The organism is Streptomyces sp. NPDC048636, assembly GCF_040650655.1.
Classification (GTDB): Bacteria; Actinomycetota; Actinomycetes; order Streptomycetales; family Streptomycetaceae; genus Streptomyces.
This window is the reverse complement of sequence record NZ_JBEZHR010000014.1, coordinates 157,647-181,027: the sequence shown is the minus strand read 5'-3', so window position 1 is coordinate 181,027 and position 23,381 is coordinate 157,647. Positions and strand designations below refer to the sequence as shown.

The window sequence follows — 23,381 nt, the reverse complement described above, 5'->3', positions numbered from 1 at the left end:
CGGTGGCGCGGTCCGCTGGAGATGCGGGGCCCCCACCCCGGTGCCACGCTGAAGGGTGTGACAGCTCACACGTATCACACCGATCTCACGCTGCGTGTCAACGGTGGAGAGCGGGCCCTCACGCTCGACAACCGGGTGACGCTGCTGGACGCCCTTCGCGAACACCTGGCCCTGACCGGTGTCAAGAAGGGCTGTGACCACGGGCAGTGCGGAGCCTGTACGGTCCTCGTCGACGGCGAGCGCGTCAACAGCTGCCTGGTGCTGGCGGTGGCGGCGGCCGGTCATGACATCACCACCATCGAAGGGGTCGCGGCCCTGGCGGCGACGGGTGAACTCCACCCGCTCCAGCAGGCGTTCCTCGACCACGACGGCTTCCAGTGCGGCTACTGCACACCGGGCCAGATCTGCTCGGCCGTCGGCGCCCTCACCGAGGCGGCACGCGGCTGGCCCAGCCATGTCACCGAGGACGTGGCCGCCGGTGTGCCCGCGGCACAGGCCCTGGACGCCGACGAGATCCGGGAGCGGATGAGCGGCAACCTCTGCCGCTGCGGCGCCTACCCGGGCATCGTGGCGGCGATCCACGAAGTCTCCCGGGGCAACGGCGGCCGGGCCGCCCGTGCCACGGCACCGGGTGGCGCCCGATGAAGCCCTTCGCCTACGAACGCGTCACGGCGCCCGACGCCGCCGCCACCCTCGTCACGGACACCACCGACGCCATGTATCTGGCCGGTGGCACCAACCTGGTGGACCTGATGAAGCTGGGCGTGGCCGAGCCCGCCATGCTCGTCGACATCACCGGGCTGCCCTACGACCGTATCGAGCACCGTGCCGACGGCAGCGCGCTGATCGGCTCGCTGGTCTCCAACAGTGTGCTCTCCGGTGACCGCGGTATCCGCGAACGGTTCCCCGCGGTGTCCGAGGCGGTGCTCGCCGGAGCCTCCGGACAGCTGCGCACACGGGCCACCACCGGCGGTAATCTGCTCCAGCGCACCCGCTGCGGGTACTTCCAGGACGTCACCAAGGCGTGCAACAAACGGGAGCCGGGGAGCGGGTGTTCGGCCCTCGGGGGCAGCCACCGCGACCTCGCCGTCCTCGGTACCTCCGACGCCTGTGTGGCCACGCACCCGTCCGATATGGCGGTGCCGATGGCCGCGCTCGACGCCGTCGTCCACCTCCGGCGCGCCGACGGGGACTCCCGCACGGTGCCGCTGACCGGCTTCTATCTGCTGCCCGGCGACACCCCGGACCAGGAGACGGTGCTCGAGGCCGGGGAGCTGATCACCGGGGTGGAGCTGCCCCCGCCGCCCGCGGGAGCCGCCATGCGCTACCGCAAGGTCCGCGACCGCTGGTCCTACGCCTTCGCACTGGTGTCGGTCGCCGCGGTGGCCGCCACCGGGCCCGACGGCACGCTGAGCGGGATCCGGCTGGCGCTCGGCGGAGTGGCGCCACTGCCCTGGCGGGCCCGGCAGGCCGAGGAGCGGCTGCTCGGCAGCCGTCCGACCGAGGAGACGCTGCGCTCGGCGGCCCGCGCCGAGTTCGCGTCGGCACGCCCGTTGCCACGGAACGCGTTCAAGATCGACCTCGCGGTGGACCTCATCACCGCCACCGTGCTGGACCTTGTCGGAGGGGAAGGGCGATGACCACGCTCGAACGGACCGTGGGCGCCGAGGTGACCCGGGTCGAAGGACGCGACAAGGTCACCGGCGCGGCGCTCTACGCGTATGAGTACCCGGTGCGGGACGCCCTCTACGTCTGGGCGGTGCAGTCCACCGTGGCCCGCGGCCGGGTGCGTGTCGTCGACGGCGGCGCCGCGCTGGCCCTGCCCGGAGTGGCGGCCGTGCTCGACAGTGGCAATGTGCAGCGGCTGCACCCCATCGACGACCCCGAGCTCTCGGTGCTCCAGTCCACCGATGTCGCCTACCGCGGCCAGATCGTGGCCGCCGTCGTCGCGGACACCTATGAGACGGCGTGCCAGGCCGCGGCGCTGGTGCGCGTCGAGTACGAGGAGTTCGACCACGACGTCGAATTGCGCGACGACGATCCGGACGCCTTCATCCCGGACACCGTCAACGCGGGCTATCCCGGGCTGCTGGAGACCGGCGATGTGGACACCGCGTTCGCCACCGCCCCGGTGACCGTCGACGTCACGTACACCACACCCCCCGAACACGCCGCCCCGATGGAGCCCCACGCCACCATCGCCGTCTGGGACGGTGATGTGCTCACCCTCTACAACGCCGACCAGGGCCCCTGGATGACGGCAAGCGCGCTCGCCGAGCTGTTCGGCCTGCCCCAGGGCGGCGTACGGATCGTGGCCGACCACGTCGGCGGCGGCTTCGGCTCCAAGGCGGTGCCCCGGCCGCCCACCGTGCTCGCCGCGCTGGCCGCCCGCGCCGTGGGCCGCCCGGTGAAACTGGCGGTGACCCGGCAGCAGATGTTCAGCATGGTGTCGTACCGGACGCCCACCGTGCAGCGCGTCAGACTCGGCGCCGAGCGGGACGGCCGGCTCACCGCCATCTCGCACAACGCGCTCCAGCAGAGCTCCCGGCTCACCCCCTACTGCGAGCAGACCGTCGCCGCCACCCGCATCATGTACGCCGCGCCCCACCGCCGCACCATCCACCGGCTGGCCCAGCTGGACGTCCCCACCCCGTCCTGGGTGCGGGCCCCCGGCGAGGCGCCGGGGATGTTCGCCCTGGAGAGCGCGATGGACGAACTGGCGTACGCGCTGGGCATGGATCCGGTGGAGCTCCGGGTGGTCAACGAACCGGCCGTGGACCCCGAGTCCGGACGCCCGTTCAGCAGCCGCAGCCTGGTGGCCTGTCTGCGCGAGGGCGCGGCCCGCTTCGGCTGGGAGGGGCGCGACCCGGCACCCGGCCGCCGCCGGGACGGGCGGTGGCTGCTCGGCACCGGAGTGGCGGCGGGCAACTATCCCGTCTACACCATGCCCGCCACCGCGACCGCCCGCGCCGAACCCGACGGGACGTTCGTGGTGCGGATCGCCGCGGCGGACATCGGCACCGGCGCGCGCACCATGCTGACCCAGGTGGCAGCCGATGAACTCGGCGTGCCCCTGGACCGGGTCACCCTGGACATCGGCCGCAGTGTCTACGGGAACGCCCCCGTGGCGGGCGGCTCGATGGGCACCAGCTCCTGGGGGTGGGCGGTCAGCAAGGTGTGCCGTGCGCTCGCCAAGCAGCTCGACGAGGCATCCGGCGCCGTGCCGCCCGGTGGGCTGGAGCTGAGCGCGGACACCACCGAGGACGTGCAGGCACAGAAGAAACTCACCCGCTGCTCCTTCGGCGCCCAGTTCGCCGGAGTACGGGTGCACACCGTCACCGGTCAGGTGCGGGTCGACCGGCTGCTCGGGGTGTTCGCGGCCGGACACATCATCAACCCCAAGACCACCCGCTCCCAGCTGCGCGGCGGGATGTCCATGGGACTGTCCATGGCCCTGCACGAGATGCTCGAAATGGACCCGCGCTACGGCGACTTCACCAATCACGACTTCGCGGGGTACCACGTGGCGGCCAACGCCGATGTGCGGGACATCGAGGCGTACTGCCTCGACGAGGAGGACAACGCGCTCAACCCGCTGGGCACCAAGGGCGTCGGTGAGCTGGGGATCGTCGGTACGGCCGCGGCGGTGGCCAACGCCGTGCACCACGCCACGGGGGTACGGGTCCGCGATCTGCCGATCACCGTGGAGCGGGTGCGGGCGGGACTGCCGGGCTGACGACGGCCCGCCCGGTGTTCCGCCGGGGAACGACCGGTGGGCCGATGTCTTCTGGTGTCCGGTGTCCTCCGGTTGTCCCGCGGTGACGGCGCGGGACAACCGTGGAGTGACCGAAGTCCGACGATGCGCGGATCAGCCGTTGGCGGCCGCGCCGCCCTGCTCCTCGCCTGCCGCGCCACCGTCACCGGCGGCACCGCCCTGGTCGTCCGCCGCGCCGCCGCCGTCGCCTCCGGCCGCCCCGCCGTCGTCACCGATGGTGGCGCCGACCGCGGTCAGTGCGGTGGTCACCGGCTGGAAGAAGGTCTCGCCACCGGAGGTGCAGTCGCCGCTGCCGCCCGAGGTCAGACCGATGGCGCTGCCGTCCTGGCTGAACAGCGGGCCGCCGCTGTCGCCGGGCTCGGCGCACACATCGGTCTGGATGAGCCCGCTGACGGTGCCCTCCGGGTAGTTGACGGTCGCGTCCAGTCCGGTGACCGAGCCGTCGTTGAGCCCGGTGGTGCTGCCCATCCGGCTCACCTGCTGGCCCACCGTGGCGTCGGCCGCCTTGGCGATGTCCACCGTCTTGCCGTCACCGGTGTTGACCGTGCTGGGGGCCTCGGTGCCGGGGTCGTCGTAGGTGACGAGCGCGAAGTCGCCGTCACCGGGGAAGGTGGCGTCCTGCACGGTGCCGATCGCGGCACCGCCCTGGGAGTCCGACCACTCCTTGGCGGCCACCCCGCAGTGACCGGCGGTGATGAAACCGGGCGCACCGCTGTCGGTGGTGACGTTGAAACCGAGCGAACAGCGCGAGCCGCCGCCGAAGATGGCGTCGCCGCCCTCGGCGAACGGCTTGAACTGGCCCTGGGACTTCTTGATGGTGGCCACGCCCTTGCCGAGGGCGTTGACGGTGGACTCGAGCGTGTCCCACTTCGCGCCGGTGACGGTGCGGTCCGCGGTGACCCGGATCTCATTGGTCTTGGGATCGACGGACCACGCGGTGCCGGGGATGGTCGCCTTCGTCTTCAGCGTCTTCGCGGCGGACTTGAGGTCGGCGGTGCTGTTCTTGACGCTTCTGGCCACCGCCCCGGCCTTCTTGACGTCCACGTCCACATCGTTGCCATCCCCGATGACATTGACGATGACCTGCTGCTTGTCCTTGTCGTAGTAGGTGCCGGCGAACGCCTCGCCCAGCTTGGACGCCAACTGCGAGGCGATGTCCGCGGCGGACGCCGCGTTGACCTTCTTGGGCTGGAGGTCGGTCTGGTCACCGTCCTGCGAGGCGTTGGCATTCGGCAGCAGAATCGCCGCCGCGACGATCGCCGCCGCACCGGCCCCCGCGAAGACGACCTTGCGCTTCGGTACGCGTTTGTGGCTCAACTCATGACCTCCTGTCAGGGCGGGCACCGAGTTCGCTCGTCCGCAACGGACGAGGCTCGACCCGGCAGTTGATACGCGGGGGGCGCCGGTTGTGTTCAGAGCGACTTCGGCCGTAACACCGCCGGTGTCTTCGCGACCGCCGCCACCAGCGGTTCCCGGCGGGCTCTGTCGAGCGGCCCGCGTGGGCTCACGGCGGCGTGATACACAGCATCGGCAATATAGCGCGCTTGCAATTAAATTCTCACGCAAGTATTGTCGGCGCACGTAAGACGCAGAGGCAATCGCTTGGAGTGAACCCACATGCCCATCGCACTGCTGGCGCTGGCCATCGGAGCCTTCGGGATCGGAACCACCGAGTTCGTGATCATGGGCTTGTTGCCCGAGGTCGCCGGTGACTTCGGTGTCTCCATCCCCACCGCCGGGTTCCTGGTGACCGGCTACGCACTCGGAGTGATGTTCGGCGCACCGCTGATGACCGCACTCGGCACCAAGATCTCCCGCAAGCGCATGCTGATGCTGCTGATGGGCCTGTTCATCGTGGGCAATGTGGTCTCGGCCGCCGCCCCGGCCTTCGGTGTGATGGCCGCCGGGCGGATCGTCGCCTCCTTCGCCCACGGCGCGTTCTTCGGCATCGGATCGGTGGTCGCGGCCGACCTGGTCGCCCCCGAAAAGAAGGCCGGTGCCATCTCGATGATGTTCACCGGTCTGACCGTCGCCAATGTCGTCGGCGTACCGCTCGGCACCTCCATCGGCCAGTCACTGGGCTGGCGCATCACCTTCTACCTGGTCGCCGCCCTCGGTGTGATCGGACTCGCGGGCATCGCCAAGCTGGTCCCCGAGATCCCCAAGCCGGAGGGTGTACACCTCCGCCATGAACTGGCCGCCTTCCGCAATGTGCAGGTGCTGCTCGCCATGGCGATGACGGTTCTGGGCTTCGGCGGTGTCTTCGCCGCCATCACCTACATCGCGCCGATGATGACCGAGGTCGCCGGATTGGCCGACTCCTCCGTCACCTGGCTGCTGGTCCTCTTCGGGCTCGGCATGGTCGGCGGCAACCTGGTCGGCGGGAAGTTCGCGGACCGCGCCCTGATGCCGATGCTGTACGTATCGCTGGGCGCCCTGGCACTGGTCCTGGGGCTGTTCACACTCACCGCCCACCACAAGGTCGCGGCCGCTGTCACCATCGCCCTGATCGGCGCGCTCGGCTTCGCCACCGTCCCCCCGCTCCAGAAGCGGGTGCTGGACCACGCGGCGGGCGCCCCCACCCTCGCCTCCGCCGTCAACATCGGCGCCTTCAACCTGGGCAACGCGCTCTCTGCCTGGCTGGGTGGTCTGGTGATCTCGGCCGGACTCGGCTACACCGCCCCGAACTGGGTCGGCGCGGCACTCGCCGCCTCCGCGCTGGCACTCGCGGTGCTCTCCAGCGCACTGGAACGCCGTGACGTCCACCACCGCCCCGCACCGGTCACCGCCGCGTCATCCGCCGAGCCGGTCCGCATCGCCACCGACCACCGCTGATCCCACACCCCGAAGGACATCATGACCTCCGTTCCCATCCTCACCCTCAACAACGGACTCGAGATCCCCCAACTCGGCTTCGGTGTCTTCCAGGTCGAGGACGCCCTGACCACCGACGCCGTCCGCACCGCCCTGGAGTCCGGCTACCGCAGCATCGACACCGCGGCCGTCTACGGCAACGAAGCCGGTGTCGGACGGGCGCTCGCCACCTCCGGCGTACCACGCGAGGAGGTGTTCCTGACCACCAAGCTGTGGAACGACGACCAGGGCTACGACGCCACCCTCACGGCCTTCGACACCAGCCTCGCGAAGCTGGGCACCGACTATGTGGACCTCTATCTGATCCACTGGCCCACCCCCGCCCGCGACCGCTACCCGGACACCTGGCGCGCGATGGAGAAGCTGCTCGCCGACGGCCGTACCCGTGCCATCGGCGTGTCCAACTTCCAGCCCGCCCATCTGGAACGGCTGTTGGAGCAGAGCGGTGTGGTCCCGTCCGTCAACCAGGTGGAGCTCCACCCCTACCTCCAGCAGGCGCCCCTGCGGGCCGTCCACGCCGGACACGGCATCGCCACCGAGGCATGGAGCCCGCTCGCGCAGGGCGCCCTCCTCCAGGACCCGGCGCTCGACGCCATCGCCCGGCGCCATGGCAGGACGCCCGCCCAGGTGGTGCTGCGCTGGCATCTCCACCTCGGCAACATCGTGATCCCCAAGTCCGTGACCCCGGCCCGGATCCGGCAGAACATCGACGTCTTCGACTTCGCCCTCACCGCGGAGGACATCGAGGCCATCACCGCCCTGGAGCGCGGTGAGCGGACCGGACCCGACCCGGACACCCTGAACTGACCCCGACGAGGTGCTGCCGCTCTTCCCGACACCCGCCGTCTCCTGATGTAGTCGGCGCATGAGCATCGCACTGTTCACCCTCGGGGGCACCATCGCCATGGCCGGGCACGGCGGCGGCGGGGTGGTGGCCCGGCTGACCGGAGCCGACCTCACCGCGGCGGTGCCCGGCCTCGCCGACCTCGGCGTACCGCTGGAGGTGCGGGACACCCACGCCGTGCCCAGCGCCCATCTGACGTTTCCGCAACTGCTCACCGTGGTCGAGGCCGCGTCGTCCGCGGTGGCCGAGGGGGCGGAGGGCGCGGTGGTCACCCAGGGAACCGACACCCTGGAGGAGACGGCCTATCTCGCCGATCTGGTCTGGGCCCATGACGCACCGCTGGTGTTCACCGGCGCCATGCGCAATCCGACCCTCGCGGGCGCGGACGGCCCGGCCAATCTGCTCGCGGCCGCCCGGGTCGCCGCCGCGCCCGAAGCCCGCGGCCTGGGGGCCCTGGTCGTCTTCAACGACGAGATCCACGCGGCGCGTTGGGTCCGCAAGACCCACAGCACCAGTACGGCCACCTTCGCCTCCCCGAACACCGGCCCGATCGGCCACGTCATCGAGGGCCGGGTCCGTCTGCTCACCGCGCCGCCGCGCCATGAACCCCGGCCGGTGCCGTCCGGGGCGGGGGAGGACACCACCGCTCGGGTGGCGCTGTACACCGTGTCATTCGACGACGACGGTGTGCTGCTCGACGGACTCGCCGACACCCAACAGGGCCTGGTCGTCGCGGGGTTCGGGGTCGGCCATGTGCCGGGCACCCTCGCACCGGTGCTGGGCGCGCTGGCCGAGCGCATCCCGGTGGTGCTGACCTCGCGCTCCGGCAGTGGCTCGGTGCTGCGCCACACCTATGGCGCGGTCGGGTCCGAGACCGATCTGCGGCGGCGCGGCCTGATCGACGGCGGACTGCTCGATCCGTACAAGGCGCGGGTGCTGCTCCGGCTGCTGCTGGCCTCCGGGGCGGACCGCGACACCGTCACCGCCGCCTTCGCCCGCCACGGCTGACCGCCGTACCCGCACCTGGATCCCACCGCTGAGCGGCCCCCGGCCACCGTGGGTGGTCACCGGGATGCCGTTCCGGAAGGGGTACGCGACCATATGCGGGGGCCCGGCCGTGCATCGGCGCGGATGTGCTGGGTACCGGCCCGGGTATGCCCTTGCACACGCCGAAGACAGGAGCGGCACCGTGAACGAGGACCGTCGGCGCGAAGAACCCGGGGAGGACGGCCGCGGTATTCCGCGGGACCTGCCCGACCAGCAGGCGGGGGGAGGCCCGGATCCGCTGGACGCGGACGGCGCGGATCCGGCGCCGGAGCACGCGGAGGACGTCCCCGACCTGGACGAGTCCGGGACCGGGCGGCGGGGAAAGCCGCAGACCGGAGGCGTCCACCCGGAGCAGCCCGTCCCCGACGAACCCTCGGGGTGAGCACCCGGGCACACGTGGCGGCGTACGTCAGGTGGCTTCCGGGCGCGCCCGGACGTGCATCCGCTCGCCCTGCGCCCCGAACAGGGAGAGGAATTCCACCGGCCGGTCTCCCGCGTTGCCGAAGCCGTGCGGGGTCCGGGTGTCGAACTCGGCGGCCTCGCCCGAGGTGAGGACGAGGTCATGCTCGCCCAGCGCCAGCCGCAGCCGCCCGGAGAGCACATACAGCCACTCATAGCCCTCGTGCACCCGCTGCTCCGGCCGCCCGCGTTCGGCGGGCGGCCGGGGCGGAAGGATCAGCTTGTAGGCGTTCAGCCCGCCCAGATAGCGGGTGAGCGGCACAAACGTCTGGCCGTTGCGGGTGAAGGGCCGCGGATGGACCCGTGGATCGCCCGTGGCGGGCGCCCCGACCAACTCGTCCAGCGGTACGCCGTACGCCTTGGCCAGTGGCAGCAGCAGTTCCAGGGTCGGCTTCCGCTGCCCCGACTCCAGCCGCGAGAGGGTGCTCAGCGAGATCCCGGTCGCCTCGCTGAGCCGCGCCAGGGTGAAGTCACGTGTCTGCCGCAGCGAGCGAAGCCGCGGTCCCACGGCGGTCAGCACATCGGCGAGGTCTTGGTCGGCCATACCCTTCATTTGCCGCCCCGGCAAAGATGTTTGTCAAGTGGTGGCGCCCGCGCGCACGCGCCTCGCGGAGGCGGGCCCTACTTCTCCGTGCGGCGGAACGCCCAGTCCACCCGGGGCTCGACCAGGGGACGGAAGAGCCGCCGCACCGGGGCGGTGCACAACACGGTGATCATGCCCACGGCGGCCACGGTCACCGTCAGCTCACCCAGCGGGGTGCGCACCCACGGATGGTCGTACCAGCCCCAGAAGCGGGACGACTTGATGACAAAGCCGTGCAGCAGATAGCCGTAGATCGTGCCCGTGCCGAGCGCGGTGAACCACAGCGCCCGCCCCGGCACCCAGGCGAGGAAACAGGCGGTCAGGGCCAGTGCCAGCAGGAACAGCGCGGGCGTGGTGAGCAGACCCGCCCAGCGCGGGACGTCCAGCCCGGCGACGCTCGTGCGGTGGTAGAGCCACTCCGCGTCGAACCACGGCGCCACCGCGTAACCCGCGCACAGCACGAAGGCGACGAACGGCAACGACACCAGCCGGGCCCGGCGGGTGCGCAGCCGCGCGAAGTGGCCGGGCCGCAGTGTGAGCCCGACCACGAAGAACGGGAGGAACGCCAGCACCCGTTGCAGCGCCAGATCGCCGCCGGAGTCCGGTGAGATACCGGCGAGCGTGGCCACCGCCAGCGAGATCGGCACCGGATGGCGCAGCGCCAGCCACAGCGGTGTGGTGAGCCGCCAGATGAACAGGGCGGCCAGGAACCACATCACATACCAGGGGTCCAGCAGGCTGAACGGCTCCCCCGGGTTGTCCAGCACCCACCGGGAGAAGAGGGTGTACGCCGCCTCGAAGACGAGGTACGGCACCACCACACTGCTGATGAGCCGTCGCACCCGGCCGGGCGCCAGGTCGAAACCGCGTGAGAAGTAGCCCGAGATCAGCGCGAAGGCGGGCATGTGGAAGGCGTACACCAGGAGATAGACCGCGGTGGCGGCGCGGCTGTCGTAGGTGAGCGGCTCCCATGCGTGGCCACAGACCACCAACACGATCGTGAGGTACTTCGCGTTGTCGAAGTACGGGTCGCGGGTTCTGGATCCGGACGCGTCACCGCCCTTGGGCCGGGTCGCGGCCGGTGGTGGGGTCACTCGGGCGGCTGTGTCCTGTGGCATGTGTTTCCCGGGCACCTTCGATACAGACGGCAACGCGTCCTCTGCGCCTGCCCGGTTGAACCCGGCCCATGCGGATTCAGTGGTCCGGGAGCCGGTCCAGCACGGTCACCTCCTCGTTCGCGGAGGCGAACAGCAGCGCCACGGCCAGGGCGCCGGGGTCGGGGACACCGCGCGAGTGGTTCCCGGTGTAACTGGCACGGCCGCGCCGGGCCCGTAGACCGCTGGTCGAGAGGGCGCCCCGGCGGGCGGCGACCGCGGCCAGATGGAGCGCGACCGCGGGGTCGGCGGTGGGCGGACATTCGGCGAGCGCCTTCGCGGCCGGGACGAGGGCGTCCACCATCGTCTTGTCGCCCACGTCGGCCTCCCCGACGCGCTGGATCGCGGCCACCCCGGCCGCGGTGCCGGTGGCCAGCGCGGCCGTACCGGGCAGTGCGGGGGAGGCCTCGTACAGCGCGTCGGCGAGTTCCTGGAACAGCAGCCCGAACAGCGGGCCGCTGGTGCCGCCGACATCGTCGAGGAAGACCCGCGCGGCGGCGGCCAGGGGCGCCGCCGGACCCTCGCCGGGGGACCGCGGACCGGCCGTCATGGCGTCGAGGACACGGCGTACACCGTCCATGCCGGTGGTCAGGTTGGCACCGAAATCACCGTCGCCCGCCTGCTGGTCGAGGGCGGTGAGCTCGGGTTCGACGGAGCGTACGGAGGCGGCGAAGCGGGTCAGCCACGCCGCGACGCTGTCATGGGTGAGGGCGTTCTGGCCGGGGCCATCGGACATGGGGGGCTCCTCGGGTCGGTCGGGCGGGTCGGTCACGGCACGCTGTGCCGATGTGGCGTCATCGCGTGGACATACGGCTCACACGGGGACGCCTGGAGGTCACCGGGGCCAGGCCGGGGTGCGGGCGGGGGCGTCCCACAGCCGCAGTGTCTCGGCGTCGGAGGCGAGCAGGGTCAGCGAGAAGCCGCGCATATCGAGGGCGCTGACGAAGGTGCCGGTCAGCGAGCGGTCCAGGGCGACGTCCCGGGTGTCCAGGGCCTTGGCGAGGGCGTGGCGGATCCCGTACAGCTCCAGGGAGGTGACCGATCCGAGCCCGTTGACGAGCGCGAGCACCCGGGACCGGGAGCCGTCGGGAAGCGCCGCCAGCAGCTGGTCGGCCATGGTTTCCACCAGCTTGCCGAGGGGCGCGTGCGGAGTGGTGCCCTCGGCGCGTTCACCGTGGATGCCCACCCCGAACTCCAGGACGCCCTCGGGCAGGCCGAAGGCCGGGGCGCCGGAGGCGGGCGCGGTGTGCGCGGCCGCCGCCACGGCCAGACTGCGGGCCCGCAGGGTCAGCTCGGTGCCGAGGGCCGCCAGCTCCTCCAGTCCGCGCCCCTCGTCGGCGGCGGCACCGAGGATCTTCTCCACGAGCAGGGTGGCCCCGGTGCCGCGGCGGCCGACCGCGATGTCGTCGGAGTCGGTGGCGAGGTCGTCGTCGATCAGGACGCGGGCACAGGCGATCCCCTCGTGGTGGAGGCGTTCGGCGGCGATGCCGAAGTTGATGCGGTCGCCGGTGTAGTTCTTGACGATGTGCAGGACGCCGCCGGGCCCGGCCACGGCACGGCTGGCCTCGAAGATCTGCCGGTTGTGCGGCGAGGCGAAGATCCGGCCCGGGCACGAGGCGTCCAGCATCCCCATGCCGAGGAAACCGGAGTGCAGCGGCTCGTGGCCGGACCCGCCCCCCGACACCAGGCCCACCCGGCGGGTGGGCGCGGGGTGGCGGGCCCGGAGGTAGCCGTGGTCGGGGTGGTACGCGACGAGGTCGGCGTGGGCGTCGGCGAAGCCCGCGAGCGCGTCGGGAACGAGGGACTCGGGCGAGTCACGGAAGTACTGGGGCATGAACGCGGCTCCCTGGGCGAGTGGGGCGGACGGGTGGACTCGGTGGTCGTTGCGCCGGACCCGGTGATGTGGTGCCTCAGCCAACGATGGTCGCCGCGACACGGCGGAAGGGTGCTCAGGCGGGACAGCAGCGCGACCCCAACGGCCTACTGGCATACGCCGGTCGTGTGATTTCCGTACTGCCCGGACGGGTCCGCCGGTCCTGGTCCGAAGGGAGCAACGGGGGCGATCCGCGACCGGGATCGGGGTACCGGACCCCTGCGGTGGATGTGGACGCGCGGTGGGTGCGAGCATGCGTACGACAGATGATCGTCCGCACGAGCAGGGAGCCGGAGTGACGGAGACGAGGACCGGGAACGACCGGGAAGCCGAGGGCGCCGATGGCCCGCTGGCGGGGTGCGCCGTGCTGGTGACCGGTGCCTCCAGTGGCATCGGGGCGGCCACCGCCCGGTCGCTGGCCCGGCAGGGCGCCGATCTGGCGCTGGTCGCCCGCCGTACCGACCGGCTCGAGGCACTGGCGTCCGACATCCGGGAGCGGGGCCGTTCCTGTGTGGCCCTCACTGCCGATCTGCGGGACGCGGCCCAGGCCCGCCAGGCCGTCGAGGACGCCGCGGAGCGGTTCGGGCGGCTGGACGTCCTGGTCAACAGCGTGGGATCCGTGGCCACCGGGGACATCGAGGACGGCGACCCGGAGAACTGGGAGCGGATGCTCGACCTCAACGTCAAGGCGGTGCTGCACACTTCGCAGAAGGCGCTGCCGCATCTGCTGCGGGCGGCCGAGGAGGGCCCGCGCCAGGTGGCCGACCTGGTCACCGTGAGCTCGGTGGCCGGCCGGGTGGCGCGGGCCCACAACGCCGTCTACTCGGCCACCAAACACGCGGTGGTCGCGTTCAGCGAGGGACTGCGGCAGGAGGTGACCGCGCGCGGTGTGCGGGTCGGGCTGGTCGAACCCGGTATGACCGCCACCGAGATGACGGCCGACAGCAGCACCGGGACCGCGGCCCGCGGTATGCCGCGGGAGCTGTGGCTCCAGGCCGAGGACATCGCCCGGTCGATCACCTTCATGGTCACCCAGCCCCCGCACGCCGCCATCAACGAGATCCTGGTCCGCCCGACGGCCCAGTCGCACTGATCAGCGGGGCCGGTGCCGGGGCGGTGACCTCCGCCTCGGCACCTCCGGCGGACGCCGCCGGATCGTCGCCGGGCAGCCGCAGGAAGAGGGCGAGCACCGCGCTGACGACATAGAGACCCGCGAAGATCCACATGACCCCGGCCACGCCGAGCGGCCCGATCGCCAGCCCCACGATGGCCGGTCCGATGAAGGTGCTCAGCCCCGCCCCGAGGTTGAGCACGGACATCGCTGCACCCTTGTGCTCCGGGGCGAGCGAGGGCATCAGCGCGGACAGCGGTACGTATCCGGCGAGCGTCGCGCCGTAGACCACACCGACGGCCACGGCCACCCACACCTCGGCACCCGCGGCCAGCGGCACGTAGTACAGCAGCAGGGTGCTGGCGGCACAGCCGAGGCCACCGCAGTACGCCACGGTCCGCCGCCAGCCGAGCCGGTCACCGATCACCCCGAACAGCAGGTTCCAGACGATATTGCTCATGAACATCGCGCTGAGGACGGTGAGCCAGGAGCTCATCGACAGCCCGACGGTGTCGGTGAAGAACAGCGGGAGGAAGACCAGGAAACCGAACTCGGGCGCGGTGTTGATGGCCCGCACCACACCACCGATGCCGATCTTCGGCTGCTGCCAGATGATGGTGACGCTCTTGAGGAGAGTGGCGACCGGACGGCCCTCGGCCACCCGCAGATCGCCATGGGGCTCACGGACACACACCAGGGCCACCAGCCCTCCGGCCACGACCAGCACGAGCGACAGCCAGAGCGTGGTGTACTCGCCGACCACGGGGATGGTGGCCTTGGCGAACAGCGAGCCCAGGGTGGGCAGCCCACCGGTGAAGGCGAACCAGAACCAGCCGACCGCCGTCCCCAGACGGCGCTGCGGGGTGGCGGTGGTGATCCAGACCAGGAAGCCGAAGGCGAAGAGCGGATAGCCGAAGCCGCGGAGCATATACGTGGCCACCATCACGGGGTAGTGGAACGTCATCACCCCGAAGACGAGGAACAGCACCTCGCACACGGCCCAGACGCCCAGCCCCGCCCACATCACCCGGCGTGGTCCCCACAGCTCGGACAGGGCCCCGGAGGACCACGCGGCCACGGCGGCGGTGATGCCGTAGGCGGACAGCAGCACGGCGACCTGCTGGGTGGACAGACCGCCGCGGACGAGGAACGGCGACAGATAGCCGGACTCCACCCCGTCGCCGATCATGAACAGCAGCAGGCCCAGAAAGCCCCAGGCCAGCGGGCGGGGTATGCCGATGCGGTCGAGGAACGTCGCCGACGATGGCCCGGTGTGGGTGGGGGACGGTGCGGAACCCACGGTGCCTCCTTGCGTAGGACGTCCGACGGCCGCGTTGGCCGTCCGGACGGTCCGGGGTGGCTCCCCGGACCGCCTCCCAGAGTCGACACCGCGCTTCTAAATATCAAGAGCAATGTTAGAAATAACGAAAATACTGTTACGGCGCCGTGATCTCCTCTGACGTGGCGCGGATGCCATGGAACGGCTCGCCCGCCGGACCACTGGGATGGTGTTGTCCCTCTGCCTCGTTCACGAGACATCGCCGCATGTGTGACAAGTAACGTGCCTGGTGTTAACTTCCGGAGTGGCCGACTTCTCCGGTGGTGGCCGTTGCGCTCATCAGGTGACGGATGACGTCCCGGGGATCACACGAACGCCGTAGGTCGGCGGGTGGTTCCGCGGGTGTCCGCACTGTGCGGCGGCCCGCTCGACCGGTGCCGCACGTCAGGTGTCCCCGCGCCGTGTTCAACGCGTTGACCTGCGTAAACATTCGACATGGCGGATGGCGGCGGCCGTCTGACGGGGTGTCGGAGGTGTGGTGGGCATACGCCCCGGTGGCGTAATTCCGACGGTCCGCCGGGGCGCCGTCCGGCCCACGGCGCGGCCCGTGCGGGTGCTCGACCTGCCCCGTCTCGGATGACAGCGTGTGCCGACATGGAGCACAGCCCTGGACCGCAAAACGTGCGCGCGAGGCTGCTGCTGGCCAGCGCCACCATGCTCTTCGTCGAGCTGGCGCTGATCCGGTGGACCGGCGCCAATATCGTCCATCTGAGCTATTTCTCGAACTTCATCCTCTTGGGCTCGTTCCTCGGGATCGGCCTGGGATTCCTTCTCCCCGCCGACCGTGGGCAGTGGCTCACCCGCTGGGCGCCCATTCCCCTGGCCGTCCTCGTCGTCCTGGTGCGGGAGTTCCCCGTCCAGGTGCGGCAGAGCAGTGGTGAGGTCATCTACTTCACGGCCGTGAAAACCACCGGACTGCCCCAGTGGGTGACGCTGCCCGTCCTGTTCGGACTGACCGCGCTCATCATGATGGCGATCGGGAAGATGACCGCGGATCAGTTCCGCCGTCTGCCGTCGCTGGAGGCGTACCGCTTCGACCTGTTGGGTTCCCTCACCGGATCGGTGTCCTTCGCGCTGCTGTCCTGGCTGCGCGCCCCGTCGGTGGCCTGGGGAGTGATCGCCGCGGTGGCGCTGCTCGTCCTGGGCGGCCGCCGCAACACCATCCGGTACACGATCCCGCTCGGGGTGATGGTGGCGGTTCTCGCCCTGGAGTCCGTGGCGAGCGGCATCTCCTGGTCCCCGTACTACAAGATCGAGACCAAACGTTCGACCTCGACCGCCCGCGACTACAACATCTCCGCCAACGGTGTGCCGCACCAGAGCATCGCGCCGCTGAAGGCGCTGACCAAAGCGGGTTCACCGTACGACCAGCCCTACCGCGAGACCCCGCGCAACTCCCACCGCAACGTCCTGGTCATCGGGGCGGGCAACGGCAACGACGTGGCCCTCGCCCTCGCCCACGGCGCCAAGCGGGTGGACGCCGTGGAGATCGACCCCCGGTTGCAGGAGATCGGTGCCTCGCTGCACCCGGCCCGCCCGTACGACAACCCCCGGGTGCACGTCCACATCAACGACGGCCGGGCCTTCCTGGAGCAGACGAAGACCCGCTACGACCTGATCGTGCTCGCGCTGCCGGACTCCCTGACCCTGGTGTCGGGGGCCAGCAACCTGCGCCTGGAGAGCTACCTGTTCACCCGTCAGGCGTTTGAGGCGGCACACGGCCACCTCGCCCCCGGCGGTGCGTTCGCGATGTACAACTACTACCGGCAGAACTGGCTCATCGACCGGTTCGGAGCGAGCCTGACCTCCGTCTTCGGCCACGCGCCCTGCATCACCCACTACGGCAACAAGCGGGCCGCGATCATGGTGGCGGGCGTCACCGCACGCGACCAGTCCTGCTCCAACTCGACGTGGCAGGCCTCCGGCAAGGTGCCCAGCGCCGCCACCGACGACCACCCGTTCCCCTATCTGCTGCACCGCACCATCCCCAGCCTCTACATCGGTGTGCTGGGCGCGATCCTGCTGGTGACCCTGGTGTCGGTGCGGATGACCGGTGTCCGCATCCGGCGCACCGCCGCCTACACCGACATGTTCCTGCTCGGGACCGCGTTCATGCTCCTCGAGACCAAGAACGTCATCGGTTTCGCGCTCTACTTCGGCACCACCTGGCTGGTCAACGCCATGGTGTTCGCGGGGGTGCTGGTCGCCGTCCTCTGCGCGGTGGAGGTACGGCGCAGGATGCGCAAGCTCAACCAACTCGCCCTGCAACTGCTGCTCTTCGCCAGCCTTGCCATCGCCTGGCTGGTCCCGACCGATCTGGTGCTCGGGCTGCCGTTCGCGGGGCGTCTGGCCGCCGCGATCGCCCTGGCCTTCGCGCCCATCTTCTGCGCCAACCTCATCTTCTCCGACCGGCTGGCCGCGGCCGCGGATCCCACGGCGGCCTTCGGGGCCAATCTGCTGGGCGCCCTCACCGGTGGCGCCCTGGAGTATCTGGCCCTCGTCACGGGCTACCAGGCCCTGCTGCTGGTGGTGGCCGTGCTCTACGCGGCAGCCTGCGTCACCATGCGATTCACCCGGCCCGGCTCCGATGAGACCCCGGCCCGGGAACCGCTCACGGTGCAGGCGGCGCCCCGCACCTGACCTCCGCCACCGATTCCGCTGTCCACCCACCCGCCCCCGACCCCGGAACGCTTCCGGGGCGGGGGCAGTCCACTTGGGGCCATGGGCTCGCCCCGGGGCTCACTCGTACATGATGTAGTCCGGACGCGGCCGGAGGGCCAGCACCTCCTTGGGGGTCATCAACCGGCTGCCCTCGGTGTCCTCGTCGTAGAAGAGCTTGAACCCGGTGCGCACCCCCTCCGGCTGGTCCTCGACCAGCTTGCGCCAGGTACTGCGCTTCATCCCCGGCGATCCGATCCCGTCCGCGCTCTTGATCATTACCACTCCGGGCTGCGGGCGGAGCTCCGACTGGCCGTGGACCACGGAGACGGCCACCTGGTGGTAGACGAGCGGTTTCTGCGGCAGATCGTGGTCGGCCACCAGCTTCGACAGATAGCGCGCCACCTCGGTCAGCTCCTTGCCGCTGGTGTGGCCGTAGGTGTCGCCCGGCACCTCCCCGGGACCCATGTCCCACTCCGGATCCAGCGCTATCCCCACATCGGGGTGGACGAGCCAGCGGCGCAGGGCCTTCACCTCGTCCAGGACGGCGGCCCGGCCCGGCTGGATGTTCAGCAGCAACAGGGCGCGGTGGCGCCGGGCGGCCTTGTGGAAACGGCGGATGGTGGCGGCGGGTGTGCGCGAGCGATAGGTGCCGTCGGGGCCCGCACTGCTGTTGGCCACCGTGGCGAGGAGTTCGAGCACGGGCTGTGGTTCCCGCCCCGCGGCGTAGGCCCGTGCGGTCTTCTCGATCTCGGCGGCCCGGTCGTCGAGGTCGCCGGTGCCCAGACGGCCGAGCGCCGCGGCGCCGGGCAGTCCGCAGTAGCCCACCAGCCGGTATCGCGACAGCTCCCGGCCACCGCGGGGGAGTTCGGGGCGACGCTCGGCGGGACGGGTGGCCGGCGTGGTGCGGCCGGGGCCCGACGGAGGGCGGGTGGCGTTTCTGGAACGCCCCGGGGAGGTGGACGGCCGGGTGGACGCCGAACCCTTCGCGGGGGCGTCCGAGCCGACTGTCCCGCCTTGCTCGCCACATCCGGCGAGCAGACCGAGACCGGCCGCCGCCGTCGCCGTGAGCAGTCCACGCCGGGTGGGCGACCCCCGCCCGGGGCGGTCCGCGCCGTCCCCGTGCCGCCGGGCCTCCCGCCGGGATGACGCCTCGTCATCCGGTGCGGTCTTCCCCGATGTGCTGTGAGCCACGTTCCCTCCGTCCGCGGTGCCCGGCCGGGCCGGGGCACCGGTCTGTTCTGCGGGCCGATGGGGCTTGTCCTCGAGCCTCTCCGGTACGGCGGAGGCGAAACGGAATCGATGGCCACCATGTGACGAAGCGCAAGGTTCCCGCCCGGGGCGGGAACGGTCGGCGGAGCCACCTCGCCGCCGCGGCCGGGCGACATCCACCGGCGGAGGACTGACGGCCGGGGGCGGAGCCGGGCACCCTGGTGACCACGAAGACGATCCGGCTCGACGAGAGGCCCCGGGGAACCATATGACCCTGCTGCTCGGCATCGACATCGGCACCTCCGGCTCCAAGGCCGTCCTGGTCAGGACCGACGGCACGCTGCTCGCCCGGGCGTCCCGGGAGCACACCACCGCCACCCCGCGCCCCGGCCGGGCCGAACATGACGCGCGGAGCGTGTGGTGGCGGGAGCTGACCGAGCTCAGCGCCGAACTGCTCGCCGCCGCCCCGGCGGGGGAGCGGATCGGCGCGGTCGGCGTCAGCGGTATCGGCCCCTGTCTGCTGCCCACCGACGCCGACGCCACCCCGCTGCGCCCGGCGATCCTGTACGGCGTGGACACCCGCGCGGGCGCGCAGATCACCGCCCAGCGGGAGCGCTACGGGGACCGGCGGGTGCTCGAGCGCTGCGGCTCACCTCTGACCAGCCAGGCCATCGGCCCCAAACTGGCGTGGCTGCGGGAGCGGGAGCCGGAGGTCTTCGCCCGCACCCGACGCTGGTTCATGGCCAGTTCGTATCTGGTACACCGGCTCACCGGGGAGTATGTGCTCGACCACCACTCCGCCAGCCAGTGCACCCCGCTGTACGACCTGCGGGGCGGCACCTGGATCGAGGAGTGGTGCGAGGAGATCGCGCCCGGCCTCCAGTGGCCGCGTCTGGTCTGGCCGTCGGAGGTGGTCGGCGAGGTGACACCGGAGGCCCGGCGTGCCACCGGCATCCCCGCGGGCACCCCCGTGATCGCGGGAACCATCGACGCCTGGGCCGAGGCCACGGCCGTCGGGGCCACCGCGCCCGGCGATCTGATGCTGATGTACGGCACCACGATGTTCCTGGTGAACGTGGTCGCCGAGGCCGTACCCGACCCCCGTCTGTGGTCCACCCGGGGCGCCTTCCCGGACACCTACTGCCTGGCGGCGGGCATGGCCACCTCCGGCGCCGTCACAGGCTGGCTGCGCGACCTCACCGGCGCGGACTACGACACGCTCGTGGCCGAGGCCACGGCCGTCGCCCCCGGCGCCGAAGGGCTGCTGATGCTCCCGTACTTCGCGGGCGAGCGCACACCGCTCTTCGACCCCGACGCCCGCGGGCTCGTCCTCGGGCTGACCCTGCGCCACGGCCGGGGACACCTCTACCGCGCGGCGCTGGAGGCCACCGCCTTCGGGGTGCGGCACAATCTGTCCGCCATGGAGGCGGCGGGCGGGGACATCCGCCGGGTGACCGCCGTGGGCGGCGGCGCCCGGGCGCTGTGGACCCGTATCGTCTCGGATGTGACCGGACGGGCCCAGGACGTCCCCCGGTACACGACGGGCGCGGCCTACGGCGACGCGTTCCTCGCGGCGGTCGGGACGGGCCGTGCGGTGGCCGCGGACATCTCCGGGTGGAATCCGGTCGCACACACGGTGGAACCCGATCCGGCGACGGCCGGGACGTACGGCGAGCTCTACCGCCTCTACCGCGAGCTGTACCCGGCCACCCGGGACGCGGCGCACGCCCTGGCGGCGCGTCAGCACGCCACCGCGGACGGTACGGCGCCGTGACGCCCTGGTGCACCGCCGTCGGTGCCACCGCCTGCCGTGCGCGAGATGGCCTACCCGTCGACCGACGGCGGCGAAACCGTCTCACCCGGGGCGGCGAGCACCCGGACCGGATCGTCCGCGAGGAAGGCCCGGATGTCCTCGACCGCCTCCGTGAAGAACCGCTCGTAGTTGTTCCGCGTGACATAGCCCAGATGCGGTGTGGCCAGCAGATTCGGCAGCGAACGGTACGGGTGGTCCGGTGCCAGCGGCTCTTCCTCGAACACATCGACCCCCGCGCCCGCGATCCATCCGCCGCGCAGCGCGTCGGCGAGCGCCCGCTGATCCACGATCGCCGCGCGCGAGGTGTTGACGAGGAACGCGCCGGGCCGCATCCGCCGCAGCTCCGCCTCGCCCACCAGCCCCCGGCTGCGCTCGCCGAGCACCAGATGCACCGAGAGGAAGTCGCTGGTCCGAACCAACTCCTCCAGGGACGAGGCGAGCCGCACCCCCTCGGCCTCCGCGCGCTCCGCCGTCAGATGCCTGCTCCAGGCGGCCACCTCCATGCCGAACGCCTGGCCGATCCGGGCGACTTTGGTGCCGATCTTGCCCAGGCCCAGCAGCCCGAGACGGCTGCCGTGCAGATCGGTGCCGACCGTGCTCTGCCACGGTCCGCCGTCGCGCAGCGCGGTGTTCTCGGGCACCACCCGGCGGGCGAGACCGAGGATCAGCGCCCAGGTCAGCTCGACGGCCGGGTCCGAACTGCTCGCCGTACCACAGACGGTGACCCCGTACCGGGCGGCCGCCGCCAGATCCACCGAGGCGTTGCGCATCCCCGTGGTGACGAGCAGCCTCAGCCGTGGCAGCCGGGCGAACACCTCGGCGGGGAACGGGGTGCGCTCCCGCATGATGACCACGATCTCGCACTCCCCGACCGCCTCGACCAGTGCGTCCTGATCGGCGAGAGGATGCCGGTGCACCACCACGTCCACCGCGTCGCGCAGCTCCGACCAGTCGGCCATCGACAGCGCCACCTCCTGGTAGTCGTCGAGTACCGCGCAGCGCCGCTTCATCGTTGTCCTTCCGCCGGATACGGATGGCTGGTAGGGGTGGCCGGACCGGATGGATCGTTTCTACCACCCCGCCGGATCTACCACCCCGCCCGGACCGTCGTGGCACGTGGCCGAAGGTCCTCACCCCAGCGTCGTGGCCAGCACCTCGGCGAACTCCACCGGATGCTCGGCGATCCCCACATGGCCACCGGGGAACTCCACCACCTCACCGCCGAACCGCTCCGCGAGCAGCGCGGCCGGACGCCGGAGGAGCTGACCGCGCGACTCCCGGCCCGCGGCCGGCACCAGGCGGTCCGCCACCCTCTCCAGCGCCGCCACATCAGGGAGATGGGCGGTGAACCGGCGCAGGATGTGCTCCAGGAAGTAGGGCGTATTGGCGTGCATCCGGCTGACCATGGGGGCCAGATGCGGCGGCAGGACGTCGTCCACCGGCGGGCTCTGCGGGCGGTCCGCCGCCCGCCGCTCGCTCTCCCGCTCCCCGCCGCCGGTTCCCGCGCTCATCGTGGCCATCGCCGCCGCGACGCCCTCACGGCGGTACGCCGCGTGCACCTCGGCGAAGAGGGCCCGGTGGCGCTCGGCGTCGGGCAGCAGCTCCACCAGCGGTGGTTCATGGGCCACCACCCGCCGCAGCCGCTCCGGGTGGCGGGCCAGCAGGTCCAGGGCGGCGATGGCACCGGAGCTGGTGCCGAACACACAGACCGGTGCGCCGTCCGGCGCCACCCGCTCGAGCAACTGGTGGGCGTCCTCGCCGTGCCGCTCCACCCGCTGGTCCTCCGGCGGGCCGTCGAGCGGGCTGCGGGACATCCCGCGCGGATCGTAGGAGACCACCGTCCAGCGGTCGGTGAAGACCGGCGCCACCGCGTCGAAGAGGGCCGCGTCGGCGGATCCGCCCGGTATCAGCAGCAGCACCGGGCCGCTGCCGCGCACCTCGTAGTGGAGGGTCGCGCCGGGCACCCGGAGGGTGCCGGTGGTGGGTCGGCCGATGGGGTGTGTGCTCATGAGGTGCGTCGCTTTCCGCTCGTTCGGGACCCGGAGGAGGGCCAGTGCTCCAGTGCGATGTGCAGGGCCTCGACGCTCCGCTCCCATGACGCCCCGAGGTCGCGGGGGTGTCCGAAGCCGCCGTTGGTCTCGAGGGTGACAAAACCGTGGAAGGTGCTGCGCAGCAGCCGTACCGCGTCGGTCAGATCGGGCTCCGAGAGCCCGTAGCCACGCAGCATCGCGTAGGTGAGATCGACCTTGCGCCGGGTGCCCGCCGATGCGGCGGCCAGTGCCGGGTCGATCTGGGTCTGGGTGGCGGCGTACCGGCCGGGGCGTTCCAGTGCGTAGGTGCGGTAGGCGTCGGCGAACGCCACCAGGGCGTCCTTGCCCGAACGGCCCGCCACCGCCGTCCCGAAGTGGTCCGCGATCTCCTCCGCGGCCAGCAGCGCGATCCGCGCCCGCAACTCCGACACGTTCTTGATGTGCGAGTACAGGCTCGCGTCCTTGACCCCGAAACTCCGCGCCAGCGCGGACATGGTGACGCCGTCCAGTCCGACGATGTCCGCCAGATCCGCTGCCGCCCGCACCACGCGCTCGGTCGTCAGACCGGCACGAACCATGTGCCACCTCCGTGTTGTTCAGCAACCTAGA

General features: G+C 71.5%; 20 protein-coding genes. 10 read left to right on the top strand and 10 right to left on the bottom strand.

The genetic code is table 11. From position 1 onward, the window contains the following. Positions 1–21 precede the first annotated feature (21 nt). Genes AB0C66_RS29590 through AB0C66_RS29580 form a run of 3 tightly spaced genes read left to right on the top strand, consistent with a single transcriptional unit; the run spans position 22 to position 3,736 of the window. A complete protein-coding gene (locus tag AB0C66_RS29590; RefSeq protein WP_362445246.1) occupies positions 22–645 on the top strand; it encodes a 2Fe-2S iron-sulfur cluster-binding protein in 624 nt (207 codons plus the stop codon). Next, positions 642–1,640, top strand: a complete 999-nt coding sequence (locus AB0C66_RS29585; RefSeq protein WP_362445243.1) for a xanthine dehydrogenase family protein subunit M — start codon at positions 642–644, stop codon at positions 1,638–1,640. Before AB0C66_RS29590 ends, AB0C66_RS29585 begins: the two co-directional genes overlap by 4 nt. Further along, the gene (locus AB0C66_RS29580; protein WP_362445240.1) at positions 1,637–3,736 is read left to right on the top strand and encodes a xanthine dehydrogenase family protein molybdopterin-binding subunit; all 2,100 of its coding nucleotides are present in this window, start codon (positions 1,637–1,639) and stop codon (positions 3,734–3,736) included. The genes AB0C66_RS29585 and AB0C66_RS29580 overlap by 4 nt, the downstream gene beginning before the upstream one ends. A 132-nt stretch (positions 3,737–3,868) precedes the next feature. Here the strand turns inward: AB0C66_RS29580 and AB0C66_RS29575 are convergent, their stop codons facing one another. Continuing rightward, positions 3,869–5,092 (bottom strand): S1 family peptidase, encoded by a 1,224-nt coding sequence (locus tag AB0C66_RS29575; RefSeq protein WP_362445238.1) that lies wholly within the window; start codon positions 5,090–5,092, stop codon positions 3,869–3,871. 300 nt (positions 5,093–5,392) lie between these two features. Between AB0C66_RS29575 and AB0C66_RS29570 the strand changes: the two genes are divergently transcribed. The 4 genes from AB0C66_RS29570 to AB0C66_RS29555 all read left to right on the top strand — a co-directional run bounded on the left by AB0C66_RS29570 (position 5,393) and on the right by AB0C66_RS29555 (position 8,922). After that, a complete protein-coding gene (locus tag AB0C66_RS29570; RefSeq protein ID WP_362445235.1) occupies positions 5,393–6,610 on the top strand; it encodes an MFS transporter in 1,218 nt (405 codons plus the stop codon). Between the two features lie 21 nt (positions 6,611–6,631). Beyond that, positions 6,632–7,456, top strand: coding sequence for an aldo/keto reductase (locus tag AB0C66_RS29565; protein WP_362445232.1), 825 nt, complete (start codon positions 6,632–6,634; stop codon positions 7,454–7,456). A 58-nt stretch (positions 7,457–7,514) separates the two neighbouring features. Next, complete coding sequence (locus tag AB0C66_RS29560) at positions 7,515–8,501, top strand: asparaginase (protein WP_362445229.1); 987 nt, start codon at positions 7,515–7,517, stop codon at positions 8,499–8,501. A 181-nt stretch (positions 8,502–8,682) separates the two neighbouring features. Further along, positions 8,683–8,922, top strand: a complete 240-nt coding sequence (locus AB0C66_RS29555) for a hypothetical protein (RefSeq protein WP_362445226.1) — start codon at positions 8,683–8,685, stop codon at positions 8,920–8,922. A 27-nt stretch (positions 8,923–8,949) separates the two neighbouring features. On the opposite strand, the gene AB0C66_RS29550 is transcribed toward AB0C66_RS29555, so the two are convergent. From AB0C66_RS29550 to AB0C66_RS29535, 4 genes are all read right to left on the bottom strand, one after another. Continuing rightward, the gene (locus AB0C66_RS29550) at positions 8,950–9,543 is read right to left on the bottom strand and encodes an XRE family transcriptional regulator (protein WP_362445223.1); all 594 of its coding nucleotides are present in this window, start codon (positions 9,541–9,543) and stop codon (positions 8,950–8,952) included. 77 nt (positions 9,544–9,620) lie between these two features. Next, positions 9,621–10,700, bottom strand: a complete 1,080-nt coding sequence (locus AB0C66_RS29545) for an acyltransferase family protein (RefSeq protein ID WP_362445221.1) — start codon at positions 10,698–10,700, stop codon at positions 9,621–9,623. A 76-nt stretch (positions 10,701–10,776) separates the two neighbouring features. Then, on the bottom strand, positions 10,777–11,472 hold the full coding sequence (locus tag AB0C66_RS29540; protein WP_362445218.1) for a DAK2 domain-containing protein: 696 nt from the start codon (positions 11,470–11,472) through the stop codon (positions 10,777–10,779). Positions 11,473–11,571: 99 nt separating this feature from the next. Beyond that, positions 11,572–12,570 carry a dihydroxyacetone kinase subunit DhaK gene (locus tag AB0C66_RS29535; RefSeq protein WP_362445215.1) on the bottom strand — a complete coding sequence of 333 codons (999 nt, stop codon included), beginning with the start codon at positions 12,568–12,570 and terminating at the stop codon, positions 11,572–11,574. Between the two features lie 334 nt (positions 12,571–12,904). Between AB0C66_RS29535 and AB0C66_RS29530 the strand changes: the two genes are divergently transcribed. After that, positions 12,905–13,702, top strand: a complete 798-nt coding sequence (locus AB0C66_RS29530; protein WP_362445212.1) for an SDR family NAD(P)-dependent oxidoreductase — start codon at positions 12,905–12,907, stop codon at positions 13,700–13,702. On the opposite strand, the gene AB0C66_RS29525 is transcribed toward AB0C66_RS29530, so the two are convergent. After that, the gene (locus AB0C66_RS29525; RefSeq protein WP_362445209.1) at positions 13,662–15,020 is read right to left on the bottom strand and encodes an MFS transporter; all 1,359 of its coding nucleotides are present in this window, start codon (positions 15,018–15,020) and stop codon (positions 13,662–13,664) included. The two genes, AB0C66_RS29530 and AB0C66_RS29525, sit on opposite strands and share 41 nt — an antisense overlap. A 660-nt stretch (positions 15,021–15,680) precedes the next feature. Between AB0C66_RS29525 and AB0C66_RS29520 the strand changes: the two genes are divergently transcribed. Further along, the gene (locus AB0C66_RS29520; RefSeq protein ID WP_362445206.1) at positions 15,681–17,699 is read left to right on the top strand and encodes a spermidine synthase; all 2,019 of its coding nucleotides are present in this window, start codon (positions 15,681–15,683) and stop codon (positions 17,697–17,699) included. Between the two features lie 99 nt (positions 17,700–17,798). Here AB0C66_RS29520 and AB0C66_RS29515 read toward each other — a convergent pair whose 3' ends face one another. Then, positions 17,799–18,911 carry a hypothetical protein gene (locus AB0C66_RS29515; protein WP_362445203.1) on the bottom strand — a complete coding sequence of 371 codons (1,113 nt, stop codon included), beginning with the start codon at positions 18,909–18,911 and terminating at the stop codon, positions 17,799–17,801. A gap of 286 nt (positions 18,912–19,197) precedes the next feature. Here AB0C66_RS29515 and AB0C66_RS29510 point away from each other — a divergent pair, with 286 nt between their 5' ends. Beyond that, positions 19,198–20,703, top strand: coding sequence for an FGGY-family carbohydrate kinase (locus AB0C66_RS29510; protein ID WP_362445200.1), 1,506 nt, complete (start codon positions 19,198–19,200; stop codon positions 20,701–20,703). A 50-nt stretch (positions 20,704–20,753) separates the two neighbouring features. Here the strand turns inward: AB0C66_RS29510 and AB0C66_RS29505 are convergent, their stop codons facing one another. The 3 genes from AB0C66_RS29505 to AB0C66_RS29495 all read right to left on the bottom strand — a co-directional run bounded on the left by AB0C66_RS29505 (position 20,754) and on the right by AB0C66_RS29495 (position 23,350). Continuing rightward, complete coding sequence (locus tag AB0C66_RS29505; RefSeq protein ID WP_362445197.1) at positions 20,754–21,752, bottom strand: D-2-hydroxyacid dehydrogenase family protein; 999 nt, start codon at positions 21,750–21,752, stop codon at positions 20,754–20,756. Between the two features lie 120 nt (positions 21,753–21,872). Continuing rightward, positions 21,873–22,751, bottom strand: coding sequence for an alpha/beta hydrolase (locus AB0C66_RS29500; protein ID WP_362445194.1), 879 nt, complete (start codon positions 22,749–22,751; stop codon positions 21,873–21,875). Continuing rightward, positions 22,748–23,350: a WHG domain-containing protein gene (locus AB0C66_RS29495; RefSeq protein ID WP_362445192.1), complete on the bottom strand. Its 603-nt coding sequence runs from the start codon at positions 23,348–23,350 to the stop codon at positions 22,748–22,750. The genes AB0C66_RS29500 and AB0C66_RS29495 overlap by 4 nt, the downstream gene beginning before the upstream one ends. Positions 23,351–23,381: the final 31 nt, after the last annotated feature.